This window comes from Blautia sp. DFI.3.45, assembly GCF_020593505.1.
In the GTDB taxonomy this organism is placed as follows: domain Bacteria; phylum Bacillota; class Clostridia; order Lachnospirales; family Lachnospiraceae; genus Blautia_A; species Blautia_A wexlerae.
Genome location: NZ_JAJDMI010000003.1, coordinates 40716 through 60531, shown reverse-complemented (window position 1 = coordinate 60531; position 19816 = coordinate 40716). Strand labels below are relative to the sequence as shown.

Annotated in this window: 17 protein-coding genes; 1 reads left to right on the top strand and 16 read right to left on the bottom strand. The window is 43.5% G+C overall.

The features are described from left to right. Nucleotides 1–144: 144 nt before the first annotated feature. Nucleotides 145–1014: a phosphoribosylaminoimidazolesuccinocarboxamide synthase gene (locus tag LJE09_RS01785; RefSeq protein WP_020993888.1), complete on the bottom strand. Its 870-nt coding sequence runs from the start codon at nt 1012–1014 to the stop codon at nt 145–147. 179 nt (nt 1015–1193) lie between these two features. Further along, on the bottom strand, nt 1194–2690 hold the full coding sequence (gene glpK / locus LJE09_RS01780) for a glycerol kinase GlpK (RefSeq protein WP_025577002.1): 1497 nt from the start codon (nt 2688–2690) through the stop codon (nt 1194–1196). A 371-nt stretch (nt 2691–3061) separates the two neighbouring features. On the opposite strand from glpK, the gene LJE09_RS01775 reads away from it, so the two are divergent. Next, nucleotides 3062–3433, top strand: coding sequence for a NusG domain II-containing protein (locus LJE09_RS01775; protein WP_008703043.1), 372 nt, complete (start codon nt 3062–3064; stop codon nt 3431–3433). 80 nt (nt 3434–3513) lie between these two features. On the opposite strand, the gene spoIVA is transcribed toward LJE09_RS01775, so the two are convergent. The 14 genes from spoIVA to LJE09_RS01705 form a co-directional block, all read right to left on the bottom strand. Next, nucleotides 3514–4983 (bottom strand): stage IV sporulation protein A, encoded by a 1470-nt coding sequence (gene spoIVA, locus LJE09_RS01770; RefSeq protein ID WP_008703041.1) that lies wholly within the window; start codon nt 4981–4983, stop codon nt 3514–3516. Nucleotides 4984–5108: 125 nt separating this feature from the next. Further along, a complete protein-coding gene (locus LJE09_RS01765) occupies nt 5109–6797 on the bottom strand; it encodes a [FeFe] hydrogenase, group A (RefSeq protein ID WP_008703039.1) in 1689 nt (562 codons plus the stop codon). Between the two features lie 15 nt (nt 6798–6812). Continuing rightward, a complete protein-coding gene (locus tag LJE09_RS01760) occupies nt 6813–8684 on the bottom strand; it encodes an NADH-quinone oxidoreductase subunit NuoF (protein ID WP_022380689.1) in 1872 nt (623 codons plus the stop codon). Then, nucleotides 8681–9160 (bottom strand): complex I 24 kDa subunit family protein, encoded by a 480-nt coding sequence (locus LJE09_RS01755; RefSeq protein WP_008703034.1) that lies wholly within the window; start codon nt 9158–9160, stop codon nt 8681–8683. The genes LJE09_RS01760 and LJE09_RS01755 overlap by 4 nt, the downstream gene beginning before the upstream one ends. A 322-nt stretch (nt 9161–9482) precedes the next feature. Then, complete coding sequence (locus tag LJE09_RS01750) at nt 9483–10184, bottom strand: YoaK family protein (RefSeq protein ID WP_008703033.1); 702 nt, start codon at nt 10182–10184, stop codon at nt 9483–9485. A 322-nt stretch (nt 10185–10506) separates the two neighbouring features. Next, nucleotides 10507–11073, bottom strand: coding sequence for a Fe-S-containing hydro-lyase (locus LJE09_RS01745; RefSeq protein WP_022380686.1), 567 nt, complete (start codon nt 11071–11073; stop codon nt 10507–10509). A gap of 1 nt (nt 11074) precedes the next feature. Beyond that, on the bottom strand, nt 11075–11917 hold the full coding sequence (locus LJE09_RS01740) for a fumarate hydratase (RefSeq protein ID WP_008703031.1): 843 nt from the start codon (nt 11915–11917) through the stop codon (nt 11075–11077). 136 nt (nt 11918–12053) lie between these two features. Beyond that, the gene (locus LJE09_RS01735; protein ID WP_008703030.1) at nt 12054–13667 is read right to left on the bottom strand and encodes an FAD-dependent oxidoreductase; all 1614 of its coding nucleotides are present in this window, start codon (nt 13665–13667) and stop codon (nt 12054–12056) included. 14 nt (nt 13668–13681) lie between these two features. Continuing rightward, nucleotides 13682–14359, bottom strand: coding sequence for a 2Fe-2S iron-sulfur cluster-binding protein (locus tag LJE09_RS01730; protein ID WP_008703029.1), 678 nt, complete (start codon nt 14357–14359; stop codon nt 13682–13684). 178 nt (nt 14360–14537) lie between these two features. Then, nucleotides 14538–15392, bottom strand: coding sequence for an FAD/NAD(P)-binding protein (locus LJE09_RS01725; protein WP_022380684.1), 855 nt, complete (start codon nt 15390–15392; stop codon nt 14538–14540). Further along, on the bottom strand, nt 15392–16423 hold the full coding sequence (locus LJE09_RS01720; RefSeq protein WP_008703028.1) for a 4Fe-4S dicluster domain-containing protein: 1032 nt from the start codon (nt 16421–16423) through the stop codon (nt 15392–15394). The genes LJE09_RS01725 and LJE09_RS01720 overlap by 1 nt, the downstream gene beginning before the upstream one ends. A 3-nt stretch (nt 16424–16426) precedes the next feature. Further along, nucleotides 16427–17401, bottom strand: a complete 975-nt coding sequence (locus LJE09_RS01715) for a 4Fe-4S dicluster domain-containing protein (protein ID WP_022380682.1) — start codon at nt 17399–17401, stop codon at nt 16427–16429. Further along, nucleotides 17389–17832, bottom strand: coding sequence for a hydrogenase iron-sulfur subunit (locus tag LJE09_RS01710; protein WP_008703025.1), 444 nt, complete (start codon nt 17830–17832; stop codon nt 17389–17391). The genes LJE09_RS01715 and LJE09_RS01710 overlap by 13 nt, the downstream gene beginning before the upstream one ends. Next, entirely contained in the window at nt 17823–19811 is a 1989-nt protein-coding gene (locus LJE09_RS01705) for a CoB--CoM heterodisulfide reductase iron-sulfur subunit A family protein (RefSeq protein ID WP_022380681.1), read from the bottom strand. The genes LJE09_RS01710 and LJE09_RS01705 overlap by 10 nt, the downstream gene beginning before the upstream one ends. Nucleotides 19812–19816: the final 5 nt, after the last annotated feature.

The following is a 19816-nucleotide window of genomic DNA, read 5'->3' as shown; positions in this document are numbered from 1 at the left end:
CTGTCTCTTCCATTACCTTCTTCACTTTAGTGTAACAAAAAATTTATCTGATTTCCACACTTTTGTGGCATTTTATCAAAAAATACTGCTGTCCGAACTTTTATCAATGTTTCGAACAGCAGTATCTGCTATATCTCTGAATTATTATAATTTCTTACCTGTAAGCATTTCATAACCCTGAAGATATTTTCCGATTGTCTTATCTACAATATCCTGCGGAAGTGTCCAGTCATTGTCCGGATTTGCTTTCAGCCAGTCACGTGCAAACTGTTTGTCAAAGGATGGCTGGCCATGTCCCGGTTCATATCCTTCAGCAGGCCAGAAACGGGAGCTGTCCGGTGTGAGCATCTCATCACCGATCACCATGTTTCCATCTTTATCCAGACCAAATTCAAATTTGGTATCTGCGATGATGATTCCCTTGCTTAATGCGTATTCCGCACATTTCTTATAAAGTGCAATTGTATTATCACGAAGTTTTGCAGCTAATTCCTCTCCTCTGCCCGGGAAATATTTCTCAAGGTGAGCGATACTCTGCTCATAGGAGATATTTTCGTCATGATCACCAATCTCAGCCTTTGTGGACGGAGTATAAATTGGCTCAGGAAGCTTGTCGGATTCCTTCAGGCCTTCCGGTAATTCAATACCGCAGACTTTACCTGTCTTTTTGTAGCTTTCCCATCCGCTTCCTGTAATATATCCACGCACAATACACTCGATAGGTAGCATTTCAAGCTTACGGCACATCATGCTGTTTCCGTCAAATTTCTCCTGCTGGAAAAATTCAGGCATGTCTTTTACATCTACAGAAATCATGTGGTTCGGCAGAATGTCTTCTGTCATGTCAAACCAGAACTTGGACATCTGAGTCAGTACAGTTCCCTTCTTGGTTACCTGATTGTTCAGGATAACATCAAAGCAGCTGATGCGGTCTGTCGCAACCATGATCAGGCTGTCACCGTTGTCATAAATCTCACGTACTTTACCTTCTTTGATTGGTTTCATTTCCTGCATTTTTTCGCACCTCAATATTCGTTATGTAATTTGTAAAACTTCAAAATCATCGGCCTTTGCCGAAATTACTGTATTACCGTACCACTATCTCTGTAAGATTGTCAATACACTGAATTTTATTTAGCTTTGCTGATAAAATGTAAGCAAATATGAATTCCACTTCATATCCTGAAATGGCTTTATTCATCCTTCGCCCATCCGTAAGAATATTTCACAGCTTTATTCCATCCTTTAATCTTTTGCTCTCTTGTTTCTTCGGTGATAGACGGGTAGAATTTCTGGTCAATGGACCAATTGTGGCGCACTTCTTCTTTACTGCTCCAGTAGCCTACTGCCAGACCTGCCAGATAAGCAGCCCCCATTGCAGTTGTCTCAACACAGCATGGACGGTTGACCGGTGCATTGATAATATCTGCCTGTGTCTGCATCAGGAAATTGTTGGCACTGGCTCCGCCATCAACTTTTAATGCCGCCAGATTAATGCCTGAATCTGCTTTCATGGCATTTAGTACGTCATTTACCTGATAGGCAATAGATTCCAGCGTTGCGCGGATAATATGATATTTGTTCACACCGCGGGTAATTCCTACGATCGTACCTCTCGCATACTGATCCCAGTGGGGAGCTCCCAGTCCTGTAAAGGCCGGCACAACATAACATCCATGTGTATCTGATACTTTATTTGCCATATACTCGGAATCTTCAGAGGAATCAATTACCTTTAATTCATCTCGCAGCCACTGGATAGCTGCACCTGCAACAAAAATTGATCCTTCCAGTGCATAGGTTACCTTTCCGTCCAATCCCCACGCAATCGTAGTAACCAGTCCGTTCTTTGAAAAGACAGGTTTCTCTCCTGTATTCATCAGAAGAAAACATCCTGTGCCATAAGTATTTTTTGCTTCTCCGGCATTAAAGCAGGTCTGGCCAAACAAAGCAGCCTGCTGATCACCTGCTGCACCTGCAATAGGGATAGCACCGCCAAGGACTGCCGGATCTGCTTTTCCATAAATACAGCTGGATGGCATTGGTTTGGGAAGCATGGACTTTGGAATGTCAAGTTCATTCAAAATTTCCTGATCCCACTGTAAAGTATTGATATTAAAAAGCATGGTTCTGGATGCATTGGAATAATCTGTAACATGGACTCTGCCCTTTGTCAGTTTCCAGATCAGCCAGGTTTCCACAGTTCCAAACAAAAGCTGCCCTTTCTGCGCTTTCTCTCTGGCTCCTTCTACATTGTCCAGAATCCACTTTATTTTTGTTGCAGAGAAATAAGCATCGATCACAAGCCCTGTTTTCTCCCTGAATTTCTCAGTCAGTCCTCTGGCTTTCAGCGAGTCGCAGTATTCCGATGTTCTGCGGCACTGCCATACGATCGCATGATAGACAGGTACGCCGGTATTTTTATCCCATACGATTGCAGTTTCTCTCTGGTTTGTGATTCCGATCGCAGCGATCTTTGAAGCATCTGCTCCGATCTTGGTCATTGCCTCTACTGCCACACCCAGCATACTGGCCCATATCTCATCTGCATCATGTTCTACCCAGCCCGGTTTCGGGAAATACTGGGTAAATTCTCTCTGTGCAACACTTAAACGTTCTCCCTTTTCATTAAACAGGATACAGCGGTTGCTGGTCGTCCCGGCATCCAGTGCCATAATATATTTTCCCATAAAAGATTTCCTCCGTTCTCTTTCAATGTACTCTCGGAATCTTTTTGTACTTGATTTTGTGAGAAAATTTTTTTGTTAGATGTGCCCAAATTTTTGAGGCGTACGCGGTGCGTACGTTGATAAAATTCGGGTGCAGCTAACAAAAAATCAGCCGCAAAAGCAAGTGCAATAAAGACTCCGAGAGTACATTTTATTATTATAACCATACCACAAACATCTGAAGGTTGCTATTCTTTTTTATTCATGTTATGATGCAGACAAAACAAACCTGTTATTGTTCACTCCGTTCTCAGTAATACGCTTTGCAGGATATTATCAGTGAACAGTAACACAAACCTTACTGCTATTATAGAAAGATGGAGTACAATACTTTGAAGAAAAAAGAATTTATTTTTATAGGTGGTATCCTTATTCTTGCACTGGCGATGTGGGGAGGAATGTCTCTTATAAATAAGGGCAGTCATGGTTCCATCCGCATTACTGTAGACGGAAAAGAATATGGAACTTATTCTCTGGAAAAGGATCAGACGATTAAAATCAACGATACAAATGTCTGTGAGATCAAAGACGGTCAGGCACGTATGATCTCTGCACAATGCCCCGATCATCTGTGTATGAAACAGAAGGCAATCGACGAAAAAGGAGGCACCATCGTATGCCTCCCTAATAAAGTCGTTATTGAAGGGGAAAAAAGTACTGACAGTAAAAAAACTGACGAACCGGTAATTGACGCAGTAACCTGAGCTCTCCGTTGCCTGTAACTGAATAACTGTTTCATAGTTCGGCTAAAAGCAAAATTTAAAGGCATCATATTATACGGCAGCTATATGATGATACACACCAGCCCGCCCTTACTGTCATTGACAATTTTCTGCATGGTATCCTGAAGCTTTACCTGGCTTTCTTCGCTGATAGCTGCAATCTTGCTTCGGATGCCATCCTGTACCAGCTGCTCAATGGATTTACCGAAAATATTAGTCTCCCAGATACTCTCCCCCCTCTGGCTGCCTTCATCAATATACTGGATCAGATCCTTTGCCTGCTGTTCTGTTCCTACTATGGGAGCAATTTCAGTTTCTATATTTGCCTTTATCATATGGATAGACGGACTCTTTGATTTTATCTTTACTCCATATTTATTTCCCTGTCGGATCACTTCAGGCTGTGCGATCTCAATCTCATCCAGATTCGGGACAACCACACCATAACCGGTTCCACGCACTGCTTCCAGTGCAGCCTGCACTTTTACATATTCCTCTTTCATATGTACCAGTTCCTGCATTGTATGAATCAGTTCATATTCACTCTCCATTTCGATTCCACTCATCTGACTGAGCATCCTGTAATAATATTCTTCCTTTATGCGTATTCTTACCTTTACTGTTCCATCGGATAAGCCTACATCTTCCAGAAGGGAATCCTGTACATAAGGTCCGGATAATTTTACAGATTCCTTTGTGATATCACGTATATGCTGCATACTTTTCATTTTATCCCTGATCTGTGAAAGGATCTGCTGTTTTAATTCATGCTCCAGGGGAAGCATTTCTACCCAGCGCGGAATAAAAAACTGAATCTGACTGACAGGAAATTCATATAAAACCTTCTCCAGAATCCTGGCAATATCTTCTTTTCTCAATTGGTCACAGTTTACTGTCAGAGCAGTTACCTTATATTTCTGTTGGATTTCTTCCGCTGTTTTCAGAGCCGCATCTTTATATGGCATCTGCGAATTTACCAGCACGATAAATGGTTTCTGCTGTTTTTTCAGTTCCTGAATAGTCTTCTCTTCTGCCTCCGGAAAATTGTCTCTGGGAAGTTCACCGAAACTTCCGTCAGTTGTGACCACAATACCTATTGTGGAATGCTCCTGAATTACTTTCTGTGTTCCGATGCGTGCGGCCTCGCGAAATGGGATTGCCTGCTCAAACCAGGGAGTTTTTACCATTCGTTCTTTCCCGTCCTCCGTCTGCCCGGATGCACCCTTTACCAGAAAACCCACACTGTCGATCAGGCGGATCTTTACCTGCTGATCTTCTCCGAGAGTGATGGGAACTGCTTCTTTGGGAATAAATTTTGTTTCTGCTGTGGTAATGATTTTGCCTGATCCGCTTAAAGGAAGCTGATCTCTGATCTCTGCCTGCTTTGTATCTGACATCTGCGGCAATGCAACAAGTTCCATGAATCTGCGGATAAATGTAGATTTTCCTGTGCGGACAGGTCCTACGACCCCTATGTATATATCTCCCCCTGTACGGGCCTGGATATCACGATACACCTGAAAATTTTCCATAAAAATAGCCCCCTTGCATATTTACACATAACCTTCATGTATTGTTATAAAATATGCAAGGAAGCTTTAAAATATTCTATTTATCATTTGGACATATTGTTACTGTCAGGTATCACAGATGTTCCTTAATAGGAATCATTGTGAAGCAGATGATGCTCTTTGCCTTTCAGAAGTCCGTTGTAAAGTTCCAGAACTAACGGGTTTTCATCGGATTTCTTAATGATAGTTGTATTATCTGCATTATACAGGCCCTTAGCTCTCAGAGCTTTGGTTCTGTCGCCGGATCTTGTCGGCTGTCCGCCACCCATGATACATCCGCGGCGGCATGCCATGATCTCGATCAGATGATATTCTTTCTCACCATTCTTAACCTGTTCCATAACGGTTCTTGCATTTGCAAGGCCGCTGGCAACACAGATATTAAGGTTCATTCCTTCATAAGGAACTGTAAATTCCTTGATTCCCTCATCTCCACGAACACCGCATTCTGCGATCTCATGCATGGTTTCTTTGCTGTGATCCGGAGTCAGGCGGCGGAGAACTGCTTCTGTAACACCTCCTGTAACACCGAAGATAACACCACCACCGGAGCCGAAGCCAAACGGCATATCACAGGCTTCCGGATCAAGAGTTGCAAAGTCAAGCCCAAAGTTATCGATCATGCGGAGCAGCTCTGTAGTTGTAATAACGATATCTGTATCCTGTTCACCGTCTGTGAAGCTGTTCGGACGAACTGCTTCTGCCTTCTTGGCTGTACATGGCATAATAGAAATCATAACTGTTTTCTTGCCGCCGGCATGTTCCGGATCGCGGAAGTACTCTTTGATTACTGCTGAGAGCATTCCCTGTGGAGAACGGCAGGTAGAAAGATTAGGAATATACTCCTTGTACTGGTCTGTGATAAACTTCACCCATGCAGGACAGCAGGAAGTAAGAAGCGGAAGTTTCTCACCCTTCTTAATTCTGTCAAGGAACTCGGCACTCTCTTCCATAATAGTAAGGTCAGCACTGAATGAAGTATCATAAACTTCATCGAATCCCATTCTGTGGAGAGCATTGACAATCTTACCCATAACACTCTTGCCTTTGGTCAGTCCATAATGATCACCTACTGCGACACGTACTGCAGGAGCAATCTGAGCAACTACACGTATATTCGGATCAGCAAGTGCTTCCCATGCCTCGTCCATATGTGTCTTGATCGCAATAGCACCTGTTGGGCAATATACACGACACTGACCGCAGTTTACACATTCTGTCTCTGCGATTTTTTTGTTAAATGCAGGCATTACCATGGCCTCAGTTCCCCGGAATGCAAATCCTAAAGCTCCGATTCCCTGAAGTTCTTCGCAGGCACGTACGCAGTTACCACACAGAATACATTTGTTTGGATCACGAACCAGAGAAGGAGAACTTGTATCCAACTCATGATATTCCCTGGTATTTTTGAAACGGATTGTCTGTACGCCCAGCCTGTGTGCCAGTTCCTGAAGGACACACTCACCACTCTTAACACAGGTTGTACAGTCACGACAATGTGCTGCAAGCAATAATTCTACAATTAGTTTTCTGTATTTCTTGACTCTTCCGGAATTGGTATAAATCACCATTCCATCTCTTGGCTGTTCAGAACATGAGGCAAATGTTTTTCCCCTCTCGTCTTCAACTGTACATAAACGACAGGCACCAAAAGTGGATACCTCTGAGTGGTAGCACAGTGTCGGAATATTGATCCCTGCCTTGCGGATGACAGACAGGACATTTTTTTCATCGGTAAATTCTACCTTTCTACCGTCAATTATCATATGGCCCATAGTGTATCCTCCCTTCTATGCTTCCACATATACTGCATCAAAGTTACAGTTGTCCTTACATGCACCGCATTTGATACAGATGTCGTTATCAATGTGATATGGATGTTTAATCTTACCTGAGATCGCACCTGCCGGACAGTTCTTTGCGCATTTACCGCAGCCAATACAGAACTCAGGGTTGATGTGGAACTGACGAAGAGCAGTACATACTTTTGCACGGCATTTCTTATCGCGGATATGTTCCTCATATTCATCGCGGAAGCGTTTGAGAGTACTGATAACAGGAAGAGGTGCACTCTTGCCAAGTCCGCACAGAGCCATGTTCTGAACCATATTTGCAAGCTCTTCCAGCTCGTCCAGATCGGACATCTCACCCTTGCCATCTACGATCCTCTCCAGGATCTCCAGCATACGTTTGGTACCCTCACGGCACGGTACACATTTACCGCAGCTCTCACGCTGGGTGAAGTTCATAAAGAATCTGGCAACCTCAACCATACAGGTATTCTCGTCCATAACTACCAGACCACCGGATCCCATAATCGCATCTAATTTTTTGACAGAATCAAAATCAAGAGGTGCATCCAGCTGGTCAAGGATCAGACATCCGCCGGACGGACCGCCGATCTGGACACCTTTAAATGCGGCGCCACTCTTTAAGCCACCACCGATATCATAGATAATGTGGCGGAGTGTGGTTCCCATAGGAACCTCTATCAGACCGGTATTCTCGATAGAACCGGTCAGTGAGAAGGTTTTAGTTCCGGGGCTTCCCTCTGTACCGATGGTGCGGAACCAGTCTGCTCCCTGAAGAATAATCTTCGGTACATTAGCATAGGTTTCTACATTATTAAGAACTGTAGGCTTACCCCACAGACCTTTCTCTACTGTACGGGGCGGTTTTACACGAGGCATACCTCTGTTACCCTCGATAGATGCGGTAAGTGCCGAACCTTCTCCACATACGAAAGCTCCGGCACCTCTGTTGATATGTAAATGGAAGTTTACACCGGAATTTAAAATATTATCACCTAACAGGCCATATTTTTCTGCCTGTTCAATCGCCATCCTAAGTCTCTTTACAGAAAGAGGATACTCTGCACGAACATAAATATATCCATTCTCCGCACCGACTGCGTAGGCTGCAATAGTCATACCTTCGATCATCTTATATGGATCACCTTCCATGACGGAACCATCCATAAATGCACCGGGATCACCCTCATCACCATTACATACAACATAGCGGGTTTTCTCTGCCTGGCGTGCAACCTGAGACCATTTCTTGCCTGCTGGGAATCCTGCACCGCCACGACCGCGAAGCCCGGATTTAGTTACTTCATCAATAACTTCCTGCGGGGACATGCTTCCCATCACTTTTGCAAGTGCCTGATAGCCTCCCACAGCAATATACTCTTCGATAGATTCCGCATCGATTTTTCCACAGTTTTCAAGAACGATACGTGTCTGTTGATTTAAGAAAGGAATATCATCAGGATGTGGACAGACTGTATTATTATCGCGATAAAACAGTCTCTCTACAGGTTTCCCTTCCAATATAGTTCTCTCCACAATTTCCTTACAGTCTTCCGGCTGTACGTGAACATACTGATAATCATATGGCTCAATTCTCATCAGAGGTCCAAGTTCACATAATCCCTGGCACCCTGTCTTGATCACGCCTACATGAGGCACATCCTTCTGCATTTCAACTGTTACTCCATCAATTCTCTCACAGAGTACTGACATCTCTTCATAAATCTTCTGCGCTCCGGATGCGATACATCCGGTACCTGAACAGACAAGAACGCGGCAGGTATAAGATTTAATCTGCTCATTTACTTCAGCCTGCTTATTTAACAGGTCTTCTTTACTCTTAATACTCATACGCACTCTCCTCTCAGTTTATTCAAAAGTTCTACAGCTTTCTCAGGAGTCATCTTCGGATGTACTTCATCATTGACAGTCAGTGTGGGGGCAAGTCCACATGCACCCAGACAGGATACTGTTTCTACGGTAAAAAGCATGTCATCTGTAGTGTGTTTCTTGTTGCTCAGTCCAAGTTCCTTCATCAAAGCCTCTTTTACAGGCATGGATTTTCTCACATGACAGGCTGTTCCGTCACACACTTTAATGACATATTTCCCTTTCGGCTCAAAAGAAAAATTCTCATAGAATGTGGCTACACTGTAGGCCTTGGCTTCTTTTACTCCGATTTCTTTCGCTACATAAGTCAGCAATTCTCCCGGCAGGTAACGATATTCCGCCTGAATATCCTGCATGATCGGAATCAGCGATGCTGCTGTACGTCCGTAGTGCTCGATGATCTCATCCGCTTTTCTGTAATAAGACTGGTCTAACATTCGGTTCCCTCCTTAAATAGTAATTTTGATACATCGGTTTTAATATAGTACCGATATATCGATTCCCACGCAGCTTTAGTTATTTTCAACATATGTGCTGTTGATATTATACATTATATAGTTGTTTTGCACAATATCATTTTTGAAATTTTCTGAAATTAATTTATAACAATTTGTTATAGATGTATAGTATTCATAAATGTATATAAATGAAAAGCAATTTCTTTAACAGGGTTGTTAATTTAATAGCAATATCAAAACAAAAAAGATCATTGAAAAGAATATTATCTTCTTCTCAATGACCTTTCTGGAAATGGCTGCATTATTTAGTTTCATGTTCCTCATGGAAATGCTTATATTTTTCTATAAACATCAACAGAAAGCTGATCATAAGGAATCCACAGGAAACCCAGATCATTCTGATTCCATAGCGTATGGACAGATTTCCACCAATGCCGGCACCCAAGGCAAACATAAGGATGATTCCAAAATAATACATCGCCTGTTTTAGCTGTTTTGATTTTTTTTCACGAAAATAAACTGACAACGCAGCTGTACCACTGCGCAAATTACCGATACACATAGTACTTGCATAGGAATATCCGTTTACCTTGCGGAAGGACTGTACCTGCATTGCACAGGCGAAAGATGCCATGGCATTTGCCAGCATATTGTATTCGGTTGGCAGGAAACCTACTGTAAATAAGATCAGGATTTCTGCCAGCAGAACACCCTGTCTCCAGTGGAGCTTCTGCGCATATTTATAATTTGCCTGTATTTTCTCCGCAACCCATACGCCCAGTGCAAAGAAAATAATAGGAAAGAAGTATCCCAGTCCTGCTGTCAGTTCTCCTGCCATAAAGTGCTGGCTCATAAGAACGACGTTTCCTGTCTGTGCATTACAGAATACTTCGTTTCTTGCATTATAGGTGTAAGCATCCTGAAAACCTCCTGACAGTGCCAGGAATGCACTGTTTAAAAAGGCTTCCGACATTTGTATTTCGTGTTGATTATGATCTTTCATGATTTTCCCCGTTCAAGTTTATTTGCAGTTATCTCCTGTACGGATAACTGCCTTTATTCTTTTACCGTTTATTTTCAAACATTCGAAATCCGCTGCTTTACTGCGTAAATCGCTGCTTTCTCATGTTTGGCGGGTCCCTTTTTGACCCTGATTATCATGTTATACGTTTATAGGTCAAATGTAAAAGATATAATTCATATTATTGTATATATGATTTTTATATATTGGATACAATATATATATAATTTTGGCTATATAAAGCAACTTCCATATACTGTATGTCTACAGCATATGGAAGTTATTTTTTTATGTATCTGCAGAATTACTTATCTCCGTGTTCTTTGAGATATTCTGCTTTTCCCATCTCGTACAGATTATTACCTTCTGAGTCAATGATGACTACAAGAGGCATATCCTCTACATACAATTTACGAAGTGCTTCTGCTCCCAGATCTTCATAGGCGATCAGTTCGGCCTTTTTGATGCATTTTGCAAGAAGCGCACCTGCACCGCCGATAGCTCCGAAGTATACACCATCATATTTCTTCATGGCGTCTACTACTTCCGGAAGGCGGGCACCTTTTCCGATCATTCCTCTTGCTCCCACAGACATCATTGTGGGTGCATAGGCATCCATACGTCCGCTGGTTGTAGGGCCTGCGGAGCCGATGACTGCGCCTGGTTTTGCAGGAGTTGGTCCTACATAGTAGATGGTTGCATCTGTAGGATCAAATGGAATTTTTTCCCCTTTTGCAAGGGCCTCACACATTCTCTTGTGTCCTGCATCACGTGATGTATAAATAGTACCTGTTAATAATACCTGATCACCTGCATGGAGAGTTCTTGCCAGCTCTCTAGTAAGTGGAAGTGTAATTTTCTTTCTTTCCATCTCAGATCACCTCCGATTTATGGCGGGTTACATGGCAGTTGATATTAACCGCACATGGCATACCTGCAATATGAGTCGGCATTGTTTCGATATTCAGGCCGATGGCTGTTGTCTTTCCGCCAAATCCCTGAGGTCCGATTCCAAGCTTGTTTACTTTTTCCAGCATTTCTTTCTCAAGATCAGCATAGAACGGATCCGGGTTCTGAGTATCCAGAGGTCTCATCAGTGCTTTCTTTGCAAGAAGTGCACATTTGTCAAAGGTTCCTCCGATACCAACTCCGACTACCATTGGCGGACATGGGTTGGGGCCTGCGGTCTCTACTACTTCAAGGATGAAATCCTTGATTCCCTGTAATCCTGCAGATGGTTTGAACATACGGATCTGGCTCATGTTCTCACTTCCGAAGCCTTTGGGGCCTACTGTGATCTTTACCTGATCTCCGGGAACGATTTCTGTGTAGATCATAGCCGGTGTATTGTCGCCTGTGTTTCCGCGGCGTACCGGGTCTTTTACTACAGATTTTCTTAAATATCCTTTGTCGTATCCGCGGCGTACACCTTCATTAATCGCATCGGTGAGATCTCCGCCAACAAAATGTACATCCTGTCCTATTTCAAGGAATACACATGCCATTCCTGTATCCTGGCAGATCGGCACGTTCTCGTTATCTGCAATATCAAAATTCTCAATAATATTGTCAAGGATACCCTTGGCAATCTCTCCGTCTTCGCATGCGCGGCATGTTTTGATGGCGCATTTTACGTCTTCCGGAAGATGTTCATTTGCTTCGATACAGAGTTTTTCGATGACATCTGTAAGTCTGCTTACTTCTACTTCACGCATTCTGGTAAGCTCCCTTCTTTCATTTGGGGATATTCACCGGGAGGTGACATATCCCTTTTGCATTATATCAAAGGCTCCCGGTACCGGTAATCCCTTATCGATACCGGGAGCTCTTTTTTACATTCTGAGTATCTTATTAGCGCTGTTCGTGACGAGCGTATTTTGGAAGCAGTAATGGAGATACCTTATCAGTATGTACGCCTGCTTTGTCCAGTTCATCTGCATATTTGTAGATATGATCCAGGTTCATTTCACCAAGCTCTACATTCTTGCATTTTGCAGCTGCTTTTTTACCTGCATTTCTTCCGAATACGATAACATCCAGAAGAGAGTTACCCATCAGTCTGTTTCTTCCGTGGATTCCACCTGCGGCTTCTCCTGCAACTAACAGGTTTGGAATTTCTTTTGTGAATCCGTCTCCGTTAATCTCAAGACCACCGTTCTGGTAGTGAAGTGTCGGATAAATAACGATAGGAACTTTTCTCATATCAATGCCGTAGTTCATGTACATACGGAACATAGCCGGGATTCTCTTTTCGATGGTTCCTTCGCCACCGAGGATCTCGATCATCGGAGTGTCAAGCCATACACCTTTCAGTCCGCCTGGAACTTCTACGCCACGGCCTTCTTCGCATTCACGGATAACACCGGAAGCATTTACGTCACGGGTTTCAAGCGGATGAATATAAGCTTCTCCGTTTGCATTTACAAGCTGTGCACCAACGGAACGAACTTTTTCTGTTACCAGAGCACCCATGATCTGTGATGGATAGATTGCTCCTGTTGGATGGTACTGGATAGAATCCTGATAAAGAAGGGAAGCACCAGCTCTATATCCAAGTACAAGTCCGTCTGCAGTTGCGCCATAATGGTTAGATGTCGGGAATCCCTGATAATGCATTCTTCCTGCACCACCTGTTGCGATTACAACAGTTTTGGCTCTTGCAACAGAATAATCTCCTGTTTCCATGTTAAGAAGAACTGCACCTGCAACCTGTCCTTTTTCATCTTTCAGAAGTTCAACAGCTGAAGTGAATTCAACTACCGGAATCTTAAGATTCAGAACTTCATCTCTGATGGTACGCATGATCTCAGATCCAGAATAATCCTTTGCAGCATGCATTCTCTTTCTTGAAGTACCGCCGCCGTGTGTGGTAACCATGGTTCCGTCTTCTGCTTTATCAAATTCAACACCAAGGTCATTGAGCCATTTGATGGCATCCGGAGCTTCCATTACCAGTCTCTTTACCAGTTCCGGTTTTGCAGCAAAATGTCCGCCGCCGAAGCAATCCAGATAATGCTGTACAGGAGAATCGTTCTCTTTGTCAGCTGCCTGGATACCACCTTCAGCCATCATTGTATTGGCATCACCGATACGAAGCTTTGTAACGATCATAACGTCAGCACCTGCATTATGTGCTTCGATTGCACAGGAAGAACCTGCACCGCCGCCGCCGATTACAAGTACATCTACATCATAATCAATTTTTGTAAGGTCAATTTTTTCGTTGATCAGACGGCTTGTTGAATGAAGCATTTCTGCCAGTTCCAGAGGAGCTTTCTGTCCTTTGTTCGGTCCTACTTTGATTTCTGCAAACGCGTCTGGATTATAATCCGGATGGAATTTCTCAAGAAGAGCGTCTTTCTCTTCAGCTGTCAGACGTCTTGGCTCTGTTGCCATACGCTGTGCTCTTGTAGCCTCTACCTTTTTGATGGATTCCATCATATTTTCTGGATATGGTGCATACATGTTTTACGCCCTCCCTATTTCTCAATTTCTCTGTTGTTGTAAAGTTCCTGCATGTCTGTGATTGGTTTCTGCATGATCTGCTCGATCAGATCATCATATTTACCTTCGTGGATTTCTTCTACACGTTTCTCCAGATGTTCGCTCTTAGGCGCGATATATTTACCTGTGAGACGTCTTGCCAGAAGACCTACCATCGGATGGGAAATACCGGCCGGACATCTTACAGAACAGCATCCGCAGCTTACGCAGTCGAAGGATTCCTCTGCACATTTTTCAAGTTCGCCTCTCTGTGCATATGCGATGTACTGCATTACATTTAAGTCCTGAGTACATGCTTTTGTACAGGCATTACATCCGATACAGCTGTAGATTTCCGGATAGAGTTCCATCATTACCTGCTGATTCGGTTTCAGGTCTTCGATGTTGTAGAGTCTCTTATCTGTAGGGAAGAACGGGATGCTTGCTACATACATTCCTTCCTGTACCTGTGTCTGACAGGCAAGACATGTTTTCAGCTCGTTTTCACCTTTGATTCTGTAGATTGTTGCGCAGGCTCCGCAGAATCCGTGTCTGCAGCCGCATCCTCTCTTTAATGTATAACCGGCATATTCCATGGCAGTCATAATTGTAAGTTCTGCAGGTACGCTGTATTTCTTACCGAAAAAATATACGTTTACCATATTCTTTTCCATTTGAGATTACCAGTCCTTTCTATATATATCATCTGTCGTCAGCAGCACATACAAGCTCGAATCCGCTACGCTACTTCTCGCTTGAGGGCGTTCGCCCTACAGAATGTTCTGTGAAAGAATGCTTATATGCAAGCATGACGCATTCCTTCACATCACTTTCTGCACTGCTCATTGCTTATCAATATTCTGCAGGTAATTCATCAATCTCGTCGCATCTGAATACCGGACCGTCTTTGCAGACGTATTTGGAACCGATATTGCAACGGCCGCATTTACCGATACCGCATTTCATACGAAGCTCCAGAGTTGTGTAAACCTGTTCTCTGGAGAAGCCCAGTTCTTCCAGTCCTGCAAGAACGAACTTGATCATGATCGGCGGTCCGCAGACAAGTGCTGTTTTGTTTGTATCGAATCCAATCTCTTTCAGATAAGAAGGAACGAATCCAACGTGTCCGTCCCAGCCTTCCTGTTCACGGTCGATTGTCAGATAAACATTAACTCCCTCTGCTTTCATCCAGACTTCCTGGATTTCTTTTAACTGTACCAGGTCATCTGCGGAACGGGAACCATAGAGGATATCTACTGTTCCGTAATCTGCACGGTTATCCAGTACATAGTTGATAACAGAACGAAGAGGTGCAAGTCCGATACCACCTGCGATAAACAGAAGGTTTTTACCTTTTAATTTATCTTCTACAGGGAAATGATTTCCGTATGGTCCACGGACTGTGATCTCATCTCCAACCTGAAGGCTGTGGAGATAATCGGTCAGTGCACCGCACTTCTTGATACTGAATTCCTGATATTCTTTATTTGTAGGTGAAGAAGTAATGGAAAACATACCTTCACTTACACCTGGTGCGCAGACCATTGCACACTGGCCAGGCATATGTTCAAAAAGTTTTCCTCCTTCAGGAGCGTTTACACGGAATGTTTTAACATCCGGTGTCTCCTGACGGATATCTGTGATCACACCAACCTTCGGGATCAGTGTGTCTAATGTGTAGTTTTTATGGCAGGTACATTCGCTCATTATTTTTCACCTCCCTGATTTTCAAAAGCTTTGATGACTTTTACGATATTTAAGGATGATGGGCATTTCTCAACGCAGCGGCCGCATCCTACACATGAGAACATTCCATTGTTGTTTACCGGATAGTAAACAAGTTTATGCATGAATCTCTGACGGAAACGCTGCATCTGGCTGTTACGGTTATTTCCGTGTGCCATCATGGTAAAGTCAGAGTACATACAGGAATCCCAGCAACGGTAACGCTGTACGCCGTGTCCTGTGTCATAATCTTTGATATCATAGCACTGGCAGGTAGGGCATACAAATGTACAGGTACCACATGCCAGACATGGTTTATAAAGTTCTTCCCATACAGGAGAATTGAAACGATCCATGTAATCTTCCTGTCCCCATCCTTCCAGAGAAAGATTAGAGTACGGAAGCTTCTCTACGATTGCGCGGATCGCAGCTTTCTCTTCTTCTACTTTTGCTTCGTCAGCATCGTTGAGAAGTTCTGCAACTGCTTTTGTAAGGGCTTCCCCTTTCTCTGTAAGAGGTTTCCAGTAAAGCTCTCCCTCGATCATCCATGTTGCAACATCTGCAACAGGGTCTGCGCAGTCAATACCGAATACTTTACAGAAACAGCTTTCTTCCGGCTCATGGCATGCAAGTGCTACAATCGTACCATGATCTCTTCTGGCTGCATAGAAAGTATCGATCGGATCACTTAAGAATACGTTATCCAGTACTTTTACACCCTGGATATCGCAGGCTTTCATTCCGAACACAACAAAGTTCTTTTCCTGTAATGCCTGTGGCTCAATGGAGATATTCTTCTCCTCTTTCTTACAGGTGTAGAGGTTTTCACTCTGTGGAAAAAAAGCATCTTTTGGTGATTTTACAGTTTTTAAAGTATCAAGACAAACTTCTGCATCTTCGCTCCATGCTTTGAAGTTTACCTGATCACTGACTTTGACCGGTAAATATAAATCCTGATCTGCGGCAATCTTCTGGAATAATGCCTGCAGATTCTCTGCTGCTATCTTATACATACATTATCCCCTTTCTGCCACGATACTCGGCTCAACATCTTCAAATGTAAAGTTTGTAAGAGGTCCCTTGGATGTTGAATCCTCTCCTGCCTGATATTCACCATAGAATGTATCAATATCTTTGATAAATTTACGATTGAACAGGTGAAGCGGAATTCCCTGAGGACATACTCTGCTGCATTCGCCGCAGTCTGTACATCTTCCTGCCACATGGAATGCACGGATGATATGGAACATCTTCTCTTCGAAAGAGTCCACGTTTGCTTTCTGCGCACTGTCAAACTTATTGCTGTCGAATACACATTTACGGCAGCTGCATGCAGGACAGACATTACGGCAGGCATTGCAGCGGATACATTTGCTTAACTGGCTCTGGAAGAATGCAAATTTTTCTTCCGGGCTCATTGCTTCGATCTTCTCTACTTCTGCAAAACGATCTGCATCTTTTGTGTCTTTGGACTCACCGATAAGTTCATCATAAATCTTATGTTCTTTTCCTTTACATACGTGACATCTTTCAAGCATTGCATCTTTGTATGCACAGGTCTTCTCACCATAGATTGTCTGAATAGTCAGTGTTTCTGCCTCATCTGTAATCTCTGCACCGGAAATGCTTTCGATACCTTTGATTCCCTGTTTGCGGATTCTCTCGATATCCAGTTTTCCTTTACATCCAACACCAATGATATAAGCTTTCTCACGGTCTACACGATGCTCTTTGATCAGCTGATTAAAGCTGTATGTATCACATGGTTTTAAACAAACCAGTGTCTTGCCTTCCAGTTTGGAAGCTTCGATCATATATTTGCTTAAGTTTGCACCGCAGAATCCGTTATATACAAAATCTTTCAGAGATTCTTCTGTTTCAAAGTAAGCCGGTTCCGGATTGTAAGGCAGATCTCCGGCTTTCCATCCCAGAACTCTTGCAACTGTACCGTCAGCAAGCAGTTCTTTTGCACGATTTATCAGCTCCTGCATCTTAAATCCTCCAATCTTACGTTCTTACCGAGTGAATGGATCTTCTCTACAAACTCATTCATAGTCTGGGAGAATTTCACACCTTCAGCAGCGGAAACCCATTCTACTCGTGTTCTTCCGTTTTCCACACCGATGTAGTCGAGCATGGAGAAAAGAAGCGTCATACGTCTTCTTGCATAGTAGTTACCTGTGCTGTAATGACAGTCTCCAGGATGACATCCACACATGATCACACCGTCAGCACCTTTCTCAAAAGCACGGAGGATGAACATTGGATTGACACGGCAGGAACATGGAACACGGATGATCTTTACGTCAGCCGGGTAAGAAAGACGGCTGCTTCCTGCAAGGTCTGCACCTGCGTAACTACACCAGTTACAGCAGAATGCTACAATCTTAGGTCTGAATTCTTCGTTTGTTTCTATCGACATATTGCATCTACCTCCGCGATAATCTGTCTGTTGGAAAAGCCCTGCAGATCCATAGCACCAGACGGGCAGGCTACTGTACAAGCGCCGCATCCCTGGCAAAGTGCTGTATTTACAACGGCTACTCTTCTTGTTTCACGGATACCGTGGTCATTTACCTGTTTATCCTCATAGGAAATTGCTCCATATGGGCAGACATTTGCACATGTAGAACATCCGTTACATAACAGTTCATCGGATTTTGCTGTACATGGGTTGGTTGTCAGTTTATCTTTGGCAAGAAGGCCGATTGCCTTAACTGCTGCTGCGCCAGCCTGTGCAACTGTCTCCGGAATATCTTTCGGTCCCTGGCATACACCGGAAAGGAAGATACCTGCTGTAGGAGATTCTACAGGACGGAGTTTTGCATGGGCTTCTGTGAGGAAGTTGTTTGTATCAATACTTGCTGTAAGCATAGTAGCGATTTTACGAACATCCGGGTTCGGTTCAATGGCTGTTGCAAGAACGACCATATCTGCTTTCTTAAGGATTTGTTTGTTGTCGATCAGGTCAGATCCCTGTACAAGAAGGCTTCCGTCCGGCTGTGGAATAACTTTTCCTACCTGGCCTTTGATGTAGTTTACGCCGTACTGTTCTACGGCTCTTCTGTAGAACTCATCGAAGTTTTTACCTGGAGTACGGACATCAATATAGAATACGGTTACATTTGTATCCGGATATTTATCACGGATCAGCATTGCATGTTTTGCTGTGTACATACAGCAGATCTTGGAGCAATATGGTTTTCCTCTGTCGTCGGAGCAACGGCTTCCAACACACTGGATGAATACCAGTTCCTTCGGAGCTTTTCCATCGGAAAGACGCTCTAAGTGTCCTTTTGTAGGACCTGCTGCGTTCATGATACGTTCCAGTTCCAGGGATGTGATAACATCTTTACTCTGGCTGTACGCATATTCATCATATTTGTCAAGTTTGATGGTATCAAAACCTGTAGCAACTACGATTGCACCGTATTTCTGTGTTACGATCTCATCCTGCTGATCGTAATCAATGGCTCCTGCCTGACATACTTTGGAGCAGACACCACATTTTCCTGTTTTAAATTTCAGACAGTTCTCACGGTCGATAACCGGAACATTCGGGATTGCCTGTGCAAATGGAGTGTAAATAGCAGTTCTGTTATTTAATCCTCTGTTAAATTCGTTCGGAATCTTCTTGGACGGACATTTTTCCTGGCAGACACCGCAGCCTGTACATTTGTCCATATTTACACTTCTTGCTTTCTTTCTGATATCAACGGTGAAATCACCTACGAAACCGCTGACATGTTCTACTTCACTGTATGTATAAATATTGATCTTCTCATGTGCTGCTGCCTCTACCATCTTCGGTGTGAGGATACATGCAGAACAGTCAAGTGTCGGGAATGTTTTATCAAGCTGTGACATTCTTCCACCGATACTTGGAGTCTTCTCTACGATATCTACTTCATATCCTGCATCTGCGATATCCAGGGCTGTCTGGATTCCGGCAATACCGCCGCCGATGATCAGGGCTCTCTTTGTAACACGGCTCTCTCCTGGCTGAAGAGGTGTGTTTAAGTTTACTTTTGCGATTGCTGCCCTGGCAAGGATCACGGCCTTCTTTGTAGCCTCTTCCATATCCTTGTGGATCCAGGAACAATGCTCACGGATATTTGCAATCTCCACCATGTATGGATTCAGGCCAGCTCTTTCAGCTGCTTTTCTGAATGTTGCCTCATGCATACGTGGAGAGCATGAACAGACAACAACGCCTGTCAGGTTTTTCTCTTTAATGGCTTCCTGAATTTTAGCCTGGCCTGCTTCTGAGCACATGTACTGGTAGTCTTCTGCATGAACGACACCCGGCTCTTTGGCAGCTAATTCAACAACTTTTTTTACATCTACCGTAGCGGCGATATTACTTCCGCAATGACAGACAAATACACCAATTCTCTGCACGCTGG